Source organism: Prauserella marina, from assembly GCF_002240355.1.
GTDB classification, from domain to species: Bacteria; Actinomycetota; Actinomycetes; order Mycobacteriales; family Pseudonocardiaceae; genus Prauserella_A; species Prauserella_A marina.
The window spans coordinates 2,793,551-2,806,854 of sequence record NZ_CP016353.1; the positions used below are offsets into that span (position 1 = coordinate 2,793,551).

General features: G+C 69.3%; 13 protein-coding genes. 6 read left to right on the plus strand and 7 right to left on the minus strand.

What is annotated here, in order from left to right; all coding sequences use genetic code 11:
• Positions 1-14: 14 nt before the first annotated feature.
• Positions 15-2,072: a hydantoinase/oxoprolinase family protein gene (locus BAY61_RS13050; RefSeq protein ID WP_091797538.1), complete on the minus strand. Its 2,058-nt coding sequence runs from the start codon at positions 2,070-2,072 to the stop codon at positions 15-17.
• A 217-nt stretch (positions 2,073-2,289) separates the two neighbouring features.
• On the opposite strand from BAY61_RS13050, the gene BAY61_RS13055 reads away from it, so the two are divergent.
• The 3 genes from BAY61_RS13055 (at position 2,290) to BAY61_RS13065 (ending at position 6,429) form a co-directional block, all read left to right on the plus strand.
• Complete coding sequence (locus BAY61_RS13055; protein ID WP_091797541.1) at positions 2,290-4,134, plus strand: helix-turn-helix domain-containing protein; 1,845 nt, start codon at positions 2,290-2,292, stop codon at positions 4,132-4,134.
• A gap of 100 nt (positions 4,135-4,234) precedes the next feature.
• Positions 4,235-5,509 carry a hydroxymethylglutaryl-CoA reductase, degradative gene (locus BAY61_RS13060; protein ID WP_091797544.1) on the plus strand — a complete coding sequence of 425 codons (1,275 nt, stop codon included), beginning with the start codon at positions 4,235-4,237 and terminating at the stop codon, positions 5,507-5,509.
• Entirely contained in the window at positions 5,506-6,429 is a 924-nt protein-coding gene (locus tag BAY61_RS13065; protein ID WP_091797547.1) for a hydroxymethylglutaryl-CoA lyase, read from the plus strand. The genes BAY61_RS13060 and BAY61_RS13065 overlap by 4 nt, the downstream gene beginning before the upstream one ends.
• Here BAY61_RS13065 and BAY61_RS13070 read toward each other — a convergent pair.
• Together BAY61_RS13070 and BAY61_RS13075 are read right to left on the minus strand one after the other, a co-directional pair.
• Positions 6,391-7,422, minus strand: a complete 1,032-nt coding sequence (locus BAY61_RS13070; RefSeq protein WP_091797550.1) for a DUF6346 domain-containing protein — start codon at positions 7,420-7,422, stop codon at positions 6,391-6,393. The two genes, BAY61_RS13065 and BAY61_RS13070, sit on opposite strands and share 39 nt — an antisense overlap.
• Positions 7,422-7,961: a MarR family winged helix-turn-helix transcriptional regulator gene (locus BAY61_RS13075; RefSeq protein ID WP_091797553.1), complete on the minus strand. Its 540-nt coding sequence runs from the start codon at positions 7,959-7,961 to the stop codon at positions 7,422-7,424. The genes BAY61_RS13070 and BAY61_RS13075 overlap by 1 nt, the downstream gene beginning before the upstream one ends.
• Positions 7,962-8,057: 96 nt before the next feature.
• Here BAY61_RS13075 and BAY61_RS13080 point away from each other — a divergent pair, with 96 nt between their 5' ends.
• The 3 genes from BAY61_RS13080 to BAY61_RS13090 are packed head-to-tail and all read left to right on the plus strand — an operon-like array spanning position 8,058 to position 9,519.
• Complete coding sequence (locus BAY61_RS13080) at positions 8,058-8,585, plus strand: cupin domain-containing protein (RefSeq protein WP_091797556.1); 528 nt, start codon at positions 8,058-8,060, stop codon at positions 8,583-8,585.
• Entirely contained in the window at positions 8,578-9,126 is a 549-nt protein-coding gene (locus BAY61_RS13085) for a dihydrofolate reductase family protein (RefSeq protein ID WP_091797559.1), read from the plus strand. Before BAY61_RS13080 ends, BAY61_RS13085 begins: the two co-directional genes overlap by 8 nt.
• A gap of 39 nt (positions 9,127-9,165) precedes the next feature.
• Complete coding sequence (locus tag BAY61_RS13090) at positions 9,166-9,519, plus strand: DUF1801 domain-containing protein (RefSeq protein WP_091797578.1); 354 nt, start codon at positions 9,166-9,168, stop codon at positions 9,517-9,519.
• 77 nt (positions 9,520-9,596) lie between these two features.
• Here BAY61_RS13090 and BAY61_RS13095 read toward each other — a convergent pair whose 3' ends face one another.
• Genes BAY61_RS13095 through BAY61_RS13110 form a run of 4 tightly spaced genes read right to left on the minus strand, consistent with a single transcriptional unit; the run spans position 9,597 to position 13,139 of the window.
• Entirely contained in the window at positions 9,597-10,223 is a 627-nt protein-coding gene (locus BAY61_RS13095; RefSeq protein ID WP_091797580.1) for a response regulator, read from the minus strand.
• Positions 10,220-11,476, minus strand: a complete 1,257-nt coding sequence (locus BAY61_RS13100; RefSeq protein ID WP_338061447.1) for a sensor histidine kinase — start codon at positions 11,474-11,476, stop codon at positions 10,220-10,222. Before BAY61_RS13100 ends, BAY61_RS13095 begins: the two co-directional genes overlap by 4 nt.
• A 3-nt stretch (positions 11,477-11,479) precedes the next feature.
• A complete protein-coding gene (locus BAY61_RS13105) occupies positions 11,480-12,220 on the minus strand; it encodes an ABC transporter permease (RefSeq protein WP_091797585.1) in 741 nt (246 codons plus the stop codon).
• A 10-nt stretch (positions 12,221-12,230) separates the two neighbouring features.
• Positions 12,231-13,139, minus strand: coding sequence for an ABC transporter ATP-binding protein (locus tag BAY61_RS13110; RefSeq protein WP_091797588.1), 909 nt, complete (start codon positions 13,137-13,139; stop codon positions 12,231-12,233).
• Between the last annotated feature and the right edge of the window lie 165 nt (positions 13,140-13,304).

Here is a 13,304-nt window from a genome sequence, read left to right on the forward strand (position 1 = left end):
CTTTGACGGGCGGATCAGTGGTCGGCGAGGCGCAGCAGGAAGTCGCCGCCGCCGGTCAGTTCGACGGTGGCGCCGGTCGGCACGTACACGGTGGTGTCGGATTCCTCAAGCAGGCACGGCCCGGTTGCCTTGCCGAGCGCGCCGAACCCGCGGTGGATGTCGATCTCGGCGTGGGTGCCGGTGAGCGGCTCGGTCACGTTCCGGCGGGTGAGCCGGTGGGGTTCCTCCTCGGCGCCCGCGACCTGTTCCACCGTGTGCGCCTCGCTGCGGCCGATGGCCCTGACCCGCGAGTTGACCAGCAGGATCTCGGCCTCTGTCCAGGCGGTGCCCGCGCCGAACTCGTCCTCGTAGTCGGCGATGAACCCGGCGCGCAACGTCTCCTTGTCCGCCTCGCCGAACGTGCCGGCAGGCAGGCGCGTGGTGACCTCGAAGATCTGGCCGACGAACTTCATGTCCGCCTCGCGGTACAACTCGCGCTGCTCCTCGGGGATCCCCTCGGTCTCGAACCAGGTTCGCGCGCGGTGTTCGAGAGCGGCGAACTCCTTGTCCAGCGCGGCGGCAGGCTGGTCCATCGTCCACGGGCTGGTCTGCACGGCGGAGAACACCGAGTCGGCGTGCCGGAGCCCGTGGGCGGAGAACACCGCGGCGTTGCGCGGGATCACGACCTCGCGGACCCCGGCCTCGGCGGCGATGGCCGCCGCGAACAGCCCGCACGCGCCGCCGAAGCCCACGAGGGTGAACTCGCGCGGGTCGTGGCCTCTGTTCACCGTGATCTTGCGCAGCGCGTTGGACATCTGCGAGGTCGCCAGCCGGTACACGCCTTCGGCCGCGGCCTCCTCGGTGATACCCAGCGGCTCGGCCACGTGCTTGCGCAGGGCGGCGCGGGCCTGGTCCACATAGAGGGGCACGGTGCCGCCGAGGTAGTAGTCGGGGTTGATCAGCCCGAGTACGAGCGCGGCGTCGGTGACCGCGGGCCGGGTGCCGCCCTTTCCGTAGCACGCCGGGCCAGGCGTCGAGCCCGCGCTGTGCGGGCCGACGCGCAGCAGGTTCCGCCCGTCGAGCCAGGCGAGACTGCCGCCGCCCGCGCCGATGGTCTCGATGTCCACGGCGGTCAGGCTCGTTGGCAGGCCGCCGATCTCGGCGCGGGGCAACAGCCTCAGTTCGTCGTCGATGATCGCCGCCGCGTCGAGGCTCGTGCCGCCCATGTCCGCGGTCAGCACCCGGGTTCGGCCGAGCTGCTTGCCGAGCAGCCGCGCGCCGGTGACCCCGCCGACCGGACCGGAGTTGAACATCGAGATCGGGGCTTTTCCGGTCTCCTCCACCGAAAGGAAGCCGCCGTGCACCTGCATGATCTGCACCCGGGCCCGCAGCCCTCTGCTCCGCAGCTCGTCGGCGAGCTGGTCGAAGTGCGAGGCCACGATCGGCTTCACCGCCGCGTCCAGCGCGGTGGTGACCATGCGCTCGTACTCCCGGTAGACCGGCGTCAGCCTGCTGGAGAGCGTGTAAGGGACGTCGGGGTGGTGCTTGTCGAGGTAGTCGCCGATCGCCTGTTCGTGGACGGCGTTGCGGAATGACCACAGTAGACAGACGGCGATGGTCTCCGCGCCGCCTGCCAGCACCGCGTTCACGGCGGTGGCGATCGCCTCCTCGGTGATCGGGACGAGCACGGCGCCGTGCGCGTCGACCCGCTCCGCGACCTCGACGATGCGGCCGCGCTCCACGATGTCGGGGGGCGGCGACATCTTGTGCGGGTCGCGCTCGTCGGTGCGGGCCGAGCGGGCGATGCGCAGGGTGTCGCGGAAGCCCTGGGTGGTCAGCAGCCCCACCGCGGCGTATTTCTGCTCGTCGACGGCGTTGGTGACGATGGTGTTGCCGAGGACGAACCGGTCCACCGCCGCGAAGAACTCGGCCTCCGGCATTCCCGCGCGTTCCCGCAGCACGCTCAGCGCGCCGAGAATGCCCGTGGTCACGTCCTTGGTCGAGAACGCCTTTCCTCGGATCGTGCGCCCGTCGACGATCGCGACGGCGTCGGTGAACGTGCCACCGACGTCGATGCCCACGTGAAGCGTCATGCTCGCTGTCTCCTTTGACTGCGTCGGTGTGGTTCGTGGCGGGCTGACGGGATGGTAAGCACGAAACTTGGGTTTCGCGGAGACCTCGTTCCGGCCCGCTGATGTGGACCGTAGGAGCGGCCGAGCGCGCGGGCTATGTATCATTTGCCCAGGATTGCCGGAAAATCCTGGACGATCGGCACATCAGCATCTCGGCATCAGGGATCGAGGAGGGCTCGTGGCGGACACGCTCCCCGTCGACGTCGTCGTCGGACTGCTGCGGTCGGCTTCGGCCGAGCGGGAGGCCGATGTGGACGGCCTGCTCGGCGGCGTGAGCCTTGCCGAAGAGGACGCCGCGCGCATTCGTTACGAGACCCGCAGGCTGCGCGCCACCTCGGAGCGCTGGCGGCGTCGTGGCCAGGAGCTCGCGGCGCTGTTCTCGTCGGCGCGGGAGCTCGCGCAGCTGCGCGACGTCGACGAATTGCTCGGCAGGCTCGTCGAGCGAGCACACGACCTTGTCGGCACCGATGTCACCTACCTTTCCGAGTTCGACGCCGATAGCCGCGAACTCCGCGTCCGCACCACGCTCGGCACGGTCGCGCCATCGTTTCTGGGCTTGCTGGTGCCGCCAGGAGTCGGCCTGGCCAGCCAAGTGGTCGAAGGGCGCCGCCCGTGCTGGACGTCCAAGTACGCCGCGATGACGCAGGCGCCGCACGACTCCGCGATCGACGCCGCCGTCGCGGCCGAAGGACTGGTGTCCCTGCTCGGCGTCCCGCTGATGGCCGGCGAGGAGGTGATCGGTGTGCTGTTCGCGGCCAACCGGGTCGAGCACGCGTTCTCGCCGGAGGAGATTTCCCTGCTGTCGGCCTTCGCCGACCACGCTGCCATCGTCTTGCAGACCGCGCGTCTGCTCGCCCGCACTCAGGACTCCGCCGACGAGGCCCGCCGCGCCTACGACCAGCTCGCCCGCCACGTCGAGGCGATGGAAAGGGCCAGCGAGGTGCACGGTGACCTGACCAGCCTGGTGCTTCAGGGCGGCGAAGCACCCGACGTCGCGACCGCGCTCGGTCGCGCCTTGCGCTGCCACGTCGAGCTTCTCGACCCCGAAAGCCTCGAAGGTCCCTTCGCCGACGCGGTCGACCGCAGCCGCCACAGTGGACGGTGCACGCCAGCCGGTGACGGTGCCTACGCCGTCGCCGTGCTGGCCGGGCCCGCCTTGCTTGGCGCGTTCCTGCTTGAGGAAGGCGACGTCGAGTTCGGGCCGGTCGAACTGCGCACCGCCGAACGTGCCGCCCAGATCACCGCGCTGCTCAACCTCAAGCAGGACGCCGTGATCGAGGCCGAGCAGCGGGTCCGGGGTGACCTGCTGGCCGACATGCTCTCCGACGACCCCGGCCGCCGTGCGGGCATCGCCACTCGCGCCAGGGCGAGGGGGATCAGGCTCGACGAGCTGCGGTCCGTCGTCGTGGTGTCGGTACCTGCCGAACTGCGCCGCGAGGCCGTTCGCGCCCTGCAACGCACTGCCGGGCCGGTCGGTGAGCACACCGGTCACGTCGTCGCGCTCACCGGTCACGCCGATCCGGCCGCCGCGAGCGCGTTCGCGCACGCCATGGTGAGCCGCGCCGTACGGGGGCCGGTGCTGGCCGTCGGCGCGAGCGTGACCGGCGCCGACGGTGCCACCGACGACCTGCGCGCCCAGGCCGGCGCCGCCTCGGCCTGCGTGCGGATCCTGCCGTCACTCGGGCTGAGCGACACCGCCGTCACCGCCGACGACTACCTGCCCTACACCGCCCTGTTCGGCCCGGGGGAGGCACGCGTGCGGTCCTATGTGCGGCGGGTCATCGGGCCCGTCCTCGACTGGGACGCCGAACACGCGGGCACACTCCTGCCCACCCTTTCCGCCTACCTCGGCAACCGGATGAGTCCCGTCGCCACCGCCCGCGCCCTTCATCTGCACAAGAACACCGTGCTCCAGCGCATGGAACGCGCGACGGAACTGCTCGGCGAGAACTGGCAGGAGCCCGACCGGCTCTTCCGGATCACCGTCGCGGTCCGCCTCGCCAACCTGACCAAAAATCCATAGCTACCTCATCGGCAGTGGATGATCGGTCCATTCCCGGTCGATGCGTGGCGAACTAACCTCCTTCCCCGTACCGCAGCCACACCGAGGTGGGAGGGGCGCCATGCCGCGCACGAGTCGTATTCAGGGTCTCCGGGATCTTTCGGTGGAGGCCCGGCGCGAGGCCGTCGCCGAAGCCGCCGGGGTCACGTCCGCGTCGATCGCCGCCTTCGATCCCGCCAACGGCCTCGGCATCGAGCTCGCCGACCACATGATCGAGAACGTCGCCGGGATTCTCGGTGTGCCGCTGGGAATCGCGACCAACTTCGTCGTCAACGGCGCCGATGTGCTGGTGCCGATGGCGACCGAGGAAGCCTCCGTCGTTGCCGCGGCGAGCAACGCCGCCAAGATCGCGCGGATCAGGGGCGGGTTCAGCACGTCATCGACCGCGACCGTCATGCAGGCCCAGGTCCAGATCGTCGGTGTCGCCGATCCGGAGGCGGGGCGAGTACGGCTGCTTGAGGCGCGGGACGAGCTGATCGCGCTCGCCGATGCCCAGGATCCGAAGCTCGTCGAGTTCGGCGGCGGAGTCCGCGACATCGCGGTGAGGGTCGTCCGTTCCCGCGCCGGTACCTACGTGGTCGCTCACTTGCAGGTCGACGTGCGCGACGCCATGGGAGCCAACGCGGTCAACACCATGGCGGAGGCCATCGCGGAAAGGGCGGCCGAGATCGCGGGCGGGAACAGTCTGCTGCGGATCCTCACCAACAAGGCCGATCTCCGGCTCTCCCGCGCTCGCGCGGTGTTCGACGCGGAAGCGCTCGGCGGCGCTGGGGTCGTCGACGACATCATTCACGCGGCGGCCCTCGCCGAGGCCGACCCCTACCGGGCGGCCACCCACAACAAAGGCATCATGAACGGGATCAGCGCGGTCGTGCTTGCCACCGGCAACGACACCCGCGCCGTCGAAGCGGGCGCCCACTCCCACGCCGTTTCCGCCGCCGGGCTCTACACCTCGTTGTCCCGCTTCGAAAAGGACGCCGACGGCAACGTCGCCGCGAGCATCGAAGTGCCCATGCCCGTCGGTCTCGTCGGCGGCGCCACCAAGATCCACCCGGCGGCGCGGGCCGCGATCACCTTGCTCGGCGTCGGCACCGCCGCCGAACTCGCGGAGATCATCACCGCCGTCGGTCTCGCGCAGAACTTCGCCGCCGTCCGCGCGCTGGCCACCGAAGGAATCCAGCGTGGCCACATGTCCTTGCACGCCCGCAACATCGCCTCGACCGTCGGCGCGACACCTCGGGAGGTGCCCGCCGTCGCCGCGAGGCTGATCGCGGACAAGGCGGTCCGCGCCGACCACGCCGAGCGGATTCTTGCCGAACTCAGGCAAGGACGATGAGCTCGGGACTGCCCGGTCTTCCTGGCGCCGTCACCATCTGCGAGGTCGGTCCCCGGGACGGGCTCCAGAACGAGCCGGAGCCGGTACCGGCCGACGTGAAGCTCGAATTCATCGAACGGCTCGCCGACGCCGGGCACGCCGTCATCGAGACGACGAGCATGGTCCACCCCGCGTGGGTGCCCCAGCTCGCCGACGCCGACGAGGTGCTCCGCCGCCTCGACCGCAGGCCCGGCGTCCGGTATCCCGTGCTCGTGCCCAACCAGCGGGGGCTGCGGCGGGCACTCGAAGCGGGCGTCACCGACATCGCCGTGTTCGCCCCGGTCACCGAGAGCTTCGCCAAGGCCAACCTCAACCGCACGGTCGCCGAGTCGCTGGAGATGTTCGCGCCGGTGATCGCGGCGGCCCGCGAAGCGGGCCTGCCGGTCCGCGGCTATCTGTCGATGTGCTGGGGTGACCCGTGGGAAGGCGCGGTACCCGAGGCGACGGTCGTCGACGTCGCGACCGCGCTGATCTCCTTGGGCTGCACCGAACTGAGCCTCGGCGACACCATCGGCGTCGCCACTCCCGGCCGCGTCGTCGCGCTGCTGGCCGCCCTCACCGGCGCCGGTGTTCCGCTCGGCTCGATCGCCGTGCACTTCCACGACACCTACGGCCAAGGACTCGCCAACACCTTCGCCGCGCTCCAGCACGGAGTGACCACAGTGGACACATCGGCCGGAGGTCTCGGCGGCTGCCCCTACGCGAAGAGCGCCACCGGCAACCTCGCCACCGAAGACCTGCTCTGGCAACTCGACGGCCTCGGCATCCACACCGGCCTCGACCTTGCCAAGCTCATCGAAACCAGCCTCTGGCTGGCCGCCCGGCTCGGCCGTCCCAGCCGCTCAGCGGTCGTACGGGCTCACGCGAACCTGCTCCGCTGATCGCCGGTTCGCCACCACCGTCAGTCGCCACCCCACGGCGAGGACGGCCAGCGGCACCGCGACGGCGCTGACGACCTTCGGCCAGTCGGGCAGGTTCGGCATCGCGCTCCCGGCCGCAACCGCCGCGCCGAGGACGACCAGCCCGCGCCCCGCCTTTCCGTAGCGCCGGACTCGCTCCGGCGGCAGTGTCGTCGGTTCGGCGACGCCCCGCTTCCTCCGGCCCTGCGATACGAACCAGCCTGCGACGAGCGCGAGGTAGCCGAGCACGATCACCACGACCGAACCGCCCGCCGACGCCGAGGACACCGTGCCGAGCCCGCCCGCGACCACGAGGCCCCAGCCGACCGGCAACGCCAGCGGTTGCCACCATTGCAGCCGGACCCTGCGGCGCCGTTCGATGCGACGGTCGGCAGGCATCGGCGGCACGCCGGGAATCCGCACGCCGTACAGAGCCGCGAAAACCGAGGCGACGAACAGCGAGTAGCCCAGTCCCACGAACGGCCGTGGTTCGTCGACCACGATCTGGTCCGCCGCGTCGCGCACACTCTGATACACGACGGGCTTGGGGTGAGCCAGATTCTCCGGAGTCAGCGCGGAGTTCTGGAATCTTTCGTGCGCCGTCTCCCCGTCGGACCAGGTGATCTCGGCCTCGCACGCCCAGTACCAGCCCAGACCTGACGGGCTGACCGGGCCGACCCGTTCGCAGTGGGTGGCCAGCGCGCTTCCGCGCTTCGTCACGACGCCGTCGGAACTCAGCACACCCGTGTTGGCGGCGATGGTGAGCGACACCAGCGCGAGCAGAGCTCGCACCGCGAGCTGCGAGACCACGTAGGTGACCCGCCAGAACCGTTCCCTCCCAGGCAGTTCCGCCCACCGCCCCACTCCTGGCAGGCTCGTCCACGGTTCGCGCCACGGCGGGGTGCGCGGATTGCGCGCCGCTTCCGCCAGCCGGTCGGGTGCGTCGATCGTCGAGCGTTCGCTTCCGCTCGCCACTACTGCTCCGGCTGGGCCTCAAGCCCGCGCAACAGGGTTCGCAAGAGTTCGTCGAGTGCGCCGAGTTGGTCGGCGTCCAGCGCCGACAGGAGCTGGGTGACGTTGGCGGTGTGCGCGGTCATCGCCTCGTCGACGGTGGTGTAGCCCTTGTCCGTGAGCCGGACCTTGAAGCTGCGCCGGTCGTCGGGGTCGAGGGTGCGTTCCACGAGCCCCGCCGCCTCAAGGCGGTCCAGCCGGTTGGTCATGCCCGCGCGGGTCAGCATCAGTGTCGCGGAGAGTTGCGATGGTCTCAGCGTGTAAGGGTCGCCGGAGCGCCGGAGCGACGCGAGGACGTCGAACTCGCCTTTCTGGAGGCCGAACCTGGTGAAGACCGCCTCCTGCGCGGGGGCCAGCAGCAGCCCCGTCCTGCCGAGGCGGCCCGCGACGCCGATGGCGTCGAGGTTCAGGTCCGGACGTTCCCGCTGCCAAGCCCCGACCACGGCGTCAACGGCATCGGCGGCATCGGCGGCATCGGGGTGCCGCGCCTTCTCGTCACTCACCGCCGCAGTCTATTCGATGCCGTGTCTATCCGACGCCAACACTATTCAGCCACTGATAGTTTGGCAGCTAACTATCAGTTGTGTGACTATAAGTTCATGAGCACACCACATCTCACCAGTCAGGAAGTCCCGCCGCTGGTGGTGCGGCGGAACGAAGCGGAGGTCCTGGGAACAGGGCCGAACACCATCTCCCTGCTCGCCGACGTCCCGGCGACCGGAGGCGCACTGAGCGCCACCCGCACGACACTGGGCGAAGGGCAGGACGGGGCCGCGCCGCACTACCACCGCACCTCGGCGGAGACGTTCTTCATCCTCGGCGGCGTACTGCGCGTACTCGTCGGCGAGGAGATCGTCACGGCGAGGGAAGGTGACCTGGTTTTCGTGCCACCTGGCACCGTCCATGCCTTCGGCGCGGCGCCGGGATCCGGTGCGGACCTGCTGATCGCGTTCACCCCAGGCGTCGAGCGGTTCGGGTACTTCCGGCTTCTCGGCCGCATCCGCGATGGCGACGCCGCGCCGGACGAGGTCCTCGACACCCAAGAGCGCTACGACAACCACTTCGTCGACAGCACCATCTGGCGGGAGGTCCGCCAGGCAGACCGACAGGAGGCAACTCATGCGTAAGATCGTCAACTCCACCTATGCCACCCTCGACGGTTTCATCGACAACCCGCACGAATGGTCGCTGCGGTACTCCGACGAGCAAGCACAGGCATATGCCTTCTCGATGACCACGGCCGCCGACGCACTGCTGCTCGGCAGGGTCACCTACGAAGGCATGGCGCAGGCGTGGCCGAACATGGGCGGAAACCCGTACGCGGACCACATCAACGGCATCACCAAGTACGTCGTCGCGTCACAGCCGGTCGACACGTCGGCATGGAACCCCAGCGTCGTCATTCCCGGCGACGACCTCGTCGCCAGGGTCGCCGCGCTCAAGGAACAGGAGGGCGCCGACATTCTGATCTGGGGCACCGGCCGCCTCACCGACACGCTCGCCGCCGCCGGACTTCTCGACGAATACCGCATCTGGGTCTGCCCGGTCATCAAAGGCAAGGGCGAGCCGCTGTTCCGCGAGGGCAGCGCCACGACGCTCGACCTGCTCGACACGACGGTGTTCAGCACCGGCGCCGTCGTCCTCACCTACCGGCCCGCCGCGTCCTGAACGGTTTTTCCCCGCACCGACGACTTTGAGGAGTACGCCATGAACGCCACGAACACCGAGGTCACGAACTACATCGACAAGACGCTTCCCTGGCAGGCCGAGGTCTGCGGCAAGCTGCGCGAGCTGGTCCACGCGACCATCACCGGTGCCGAGGAGCGCCTGCAATACGGCAAGCCGCATTTCCTCAAGAACGGCGAACACGCCGCCGTGATCCGCGTGGCGCGCGGCAAGGTGTCGTTCATGGTGTTCGGGGCTGGTGGCATCGAGCCCGTGAAGGGAGTGCTGAGATCCCTTGGCAACGGCGACCGCAAAGCAGCCGACATCACCGAGGGTCAGGACGTCGACTACGACCTGCTCGCCGACGTCCTCGCCAAGGCGAGCGGCACCCTCTGACCTGAACACCACCGCCGACGCGACCGTGCTCGGGTCGGCGGTGGTGTGGTCCACTGTGGAATTCGGGGAGCCGGGGCTTACGGCAGGGTCAGGTAACCGCGCGAATATGCCGTCGCCACGGCCGCCGCCCTGTCGTTGACGCCGAGCTTGGAGTAGACCTGTAGCAGGTAGGTCTTGACCGTCGATTCACTGATGAACAGATGTTTCGCGACCTCGCGGTTGGTCGAGCCGCCCGCGATCAGTTCCAGCACTTCGGTTTCGCGCTTCGACAGCGGCGCGGCGGCGGGCTGGCGCATCTGGCCCATCAGCCGGGTGGCGACGGCGGGGGACAGGGTCGCCTTTCCCTGCGCCGCCGCCTCCACCGCACGGAACAGTTCCTCGCGCGGCATCTCTTTCAGCACGTAGCCGGTGGCTCCGGCCTCGATGGCGCGCAGCACGTCACTGTCCGTGTCGTAGGTCGTGAGCACGAGCACGCGGGCCGTCACCCCTCGGCCGGCCAGTTCCTTGATCGCGGCGACACCGTCGACCTTGGGCATGCGCAGGTCCATGAGCACGACATCGGGCCGCAGCTTCTCTCCCGCGGCGATGGCCTCCTCCCCGTCACCGGCCTCGCCGACCACCTCGAAACGGGGGTCGTCGCTGAACATGCCGCGTAACCCGTCTCGCACGACGGGGTGGTCGTCGACGATCAGCAGGGAGATCACCGTTCACCTCCGACAGGGATCGCGGGCACGGACGCCGAAATCGCCGTGCCGGCCCCCGGTTCCGATTCGATGTCGAGCCTGCCGGCCAGCCGCTGCACCCGCTGTCGCATGCCGACGAGGCCGAACCCGCCGGGCCCGGAGCCATTGGCCCGCTTGGCCCGGGGATCGAAACCGCTCCCGTCGTCTCGCACGTCCAGCACCACTCTGTCCTCCAGGTATGACAACGTCAGGCCGACCCGGCTCGCGCCGGCGTGCTTGGCGACGTTGGCCAGGGCCTCCTGTGCCGCCCGCAACAACGCCACCTCGACGTCGGTGTGCATCGGTCGCGGGTCGCCGTCGGTGGTCAGCACCGTCTCGACATCGTGCAGCCGCGCCCAGTTCCTCGCCAGCTCGCCGATGGCTTCCGGAAGCCGTGCCTCGGCGAGCATCGCGGGTTCCACCGCATGGACGGTACGGCGAGCTTCGGCGAGGCTTTCCCTCGCCAGGTTCATCGCGTTCGTCACGTGCCTGCGCAACGGTTCGTCCAGTCGCAGCTCGACGGCCTGAAGCTGGGTGAGTATCCCGGCGAGCCCCTGGGCCAGGGTGTCGTGGATTTCCCTCGCCATGCGCTGGCGCTCGTCCAGTACTCCCGCCTCGCGGGCCTGGACGAGTAGCTGGGCATGCAGCCCTGCGTTTTCCTCAAGCGCCGCTTCGAGCCTGGCGTTGGCCTCGTGTGATTCGGTGAGGGCCCGCTCCTGCTCGCGACCACGCCGGTCGACGAGGTCGAGGAGGGCGAAGCAGGACACCGACAGCACTGAGGAGACCAGCGAGATGGCGGCCCACTCCCACCACGCGCCCTCGGCGATGTTCCGCATGCCGCCCAAATAGGACACTGCCATGATCATCGAGGTGACGACCGCGCCGGCCTGCCGCAAGACGCCGCGCAGCCGCTCGAACGCGTGCACGTAGCCGATGAAGGCGAAGATGCCGTACGAGGGAGCCAGCACGACCAGGCTCGCCGACAACACCGCCAGCCCCGCGTAGTAGAGGCCCATCAGCGAGCGACGGCCCTGCCACCGTGGGCGCGTGTCGAAGCACAGCATCCACGCGGTGGTCGCCAGCGTGAGACCGAGTACCGCCGGGATGGGCACGGTCGTGGTCTGCTGGATGAGCGTGAGGGTGGTACCGACCGCGAGCAGCGCGTAGGGCAGGACGGTGAACACGGCGACCAGCCTGCGGTCGGTCTCCTCCCGGAGCGACATGGTCACGCTCACGACTCACTCCCAGCGGAAGTACCGAGCGGCCAGCCCGCCGGCGACGATCACCCACCCCAGCATGACGGCTATGTGCAGCAACTGCGGCCAGTCACCCGCGGCGGCGTCCTGCAATGATTGCACGCTGGCCCCCAGCGGGGTGAGATCGCTGATCGTCCGCAGCACGTCGTTCATCGAGTCACGCGGTATCCACAGGCCCGCGAAGAACAGGCTGGGAAACAGCAGCACCGTCCCGACCGCTCCCGCGGTCTTGCCCGTCGGTGACAGGGAAGCCACCAGTAGCCCGATCGCGAACATCGCCAGCGCCGAGAGCAGGTACGCGACCAGATAGCTCAGCGGCTGCTGCGGAAGACCGACGTCGAATCCCAGCCTGGCGATGGTCAGCACGACCACCGTCGTGACCACGGACAGGATACTGGCCAGCAACAGCTGGGCACCGAGCATCGCCGTCGGGCGGACCGGTGTGGTCCGCATGCGACGGAGGATTCCTTTCTCCCGGTAGGTCGCGAATTGCTGGGGGAGGGAGGTCAAGGCGAACAGGGTGATGCCCATCGCCACGACGATGGGCGTGTACAGGTCGATGATCCGCAGCCCACCCAGGTCCTCGATGGGCTCCCCGAACGAGGGCACGAGGCCGAGGATGACGAGCAGGGCAGGCGGGATGGCCAGTACGAAGAAGACACTCATCGGCTCGCGGAAGAACAGCCTGGTTTCCGATGCGGTGAGTCGGTAGAGAGCGGACAACGTGGTCTCCTCAGGAGTTGATGGAACGGCCGGTGAGTGCGACGAACGCGTCGTCGAGTGACGTCTGCTCGACCCGGAGGTCGCCCGCGACGACGTGGTGCCTGGCGAGCACCGAGGTCACCGCGTGCAGCAGGTTGCCGGTGCCGGTCACCACGAGCTGGACACCGGCCCTTTCGACCGCGTGGACCTCGGGCAGCGCGGTCAGCACGGCGTGGTCGAGGGGCGCGGAGGGCCGGAACCGGATTCGCTGTCGTTCGTCGACCGCGGAGATCAGGCCCGAGGGGGTGTCGAGCGCGACGACGCGTCCCGAGTCGATGACGGCGATCCGGTCGCACAGCCGCTCGGCTTCCTCCATGAAGTGCGTGACCATCAAGATCGTCGTGCCCCGGTCACGGATGCTCTCGATGAGGTCCCAGGTGTCGCGCCTTGCCTGCGGGTCGAGGCCGGTGGTGAGTTCGTCGAGTACGGCGACCCTCGGGTTTCCGACGAGGGCGAGCGCGATCGACAGCCGCTGTTTCTGCCCACCGGACAGCCGCCGGAACTGGGTGCCGGTCTTGTCGGTGAGGTTCAGGACGCCGATCAGCTCTCGCCAGTCGACGGGGGCGCGATAGAACGAGGCGTACAACTCCATCGCCTCGCCGACCGTGAGTTTTTCGGGCAGTTCGCTTTCCTGAAGTTGCGCGCCGAGCGATTCCGGCAACTCGGTGGTGTCCCGTTGCGGGTCGAGGCCGCAGACTTGAACGGTCCCGGCGTCGGGGGTCCGCAGTCCTTCGATGCACTCGACGGTGGTGGTCTTTCCGGCCCCGTTGGGGCCGAGGATTCCGAAGATCTCGCCTTGCTCGACGGTGAAGCTGACCCCGTTCAACGCGAGGTGGTCACCGTAGCGCTTGACGAGGTTGTCGACCTCGATGATTGCCATGCGAAAAGCATGCGATCGAACGCGAGCCCGCCCAACCGGCCGTGCGGGCAGTGCTGGAGCGGAACCGGTGGAGCCCGCGCCTCCACCGATCGGTGGAGGCGCGGGCTCCACCGGGGACCGGCCGAGCCCGCGAGCAAGCAGCTCTCGGCATCGGCGGGGACAACG

Excerpts from the sequence above, each read along its gene's own strand:
- BAY61_RS13050 (WP_091797538.1), bottom strand. The coding sequence starts at position 2,072 with ATGACGCTTCACGTGGGCATCGACGTCGGTGGCACGTTCACCGACGCC.
- BAY61_RS13060 (WP_091797544.1), top strand. The coding sequence starts at position 4,235 with ATGCCGCGCACGAGTCGTATTCAGGGTCTCCGGGATCTTTCGGTGGAG.
- BAY61_RS13065 (WP_091797547.1), top strand. The coding sequence starts at position 5,506 with ATGAGCTCGGGACTGCCCGGTCTTCCTGGCGCCGTCACCATCTGCGAG.
- BAY61_RS13080 (WP_091797556.1), top strand. The coding sequence starts at position 8,058 with ATGAGCACACCACATCTCACCAGTCAGGAAGTCCCGCCGCTGGTGGTG.
- BAY61_RS13085 (WP_091797559.1), top strand. The coding sequence starts at position 8,578 with ATGCGTAAGATCGTCAACTCCACCTATGCCACCCTCGACGGTTTCATC.
- BAY61_RS13090 (WP_091797578.1), top strand. The coding sequence starts at position 9,166 with ATGAACGCCACGAACACCGAGGTCACGAACTACATCGACAAGACGCTT.
- BAY61_RS13110 (WP_091797588.1), bottom strand. The coding sequence starts at position 13,139 with ATGGCAATCATCGAGGTCGACAACCTCGTCAAGCGCTACGGTGACCAC.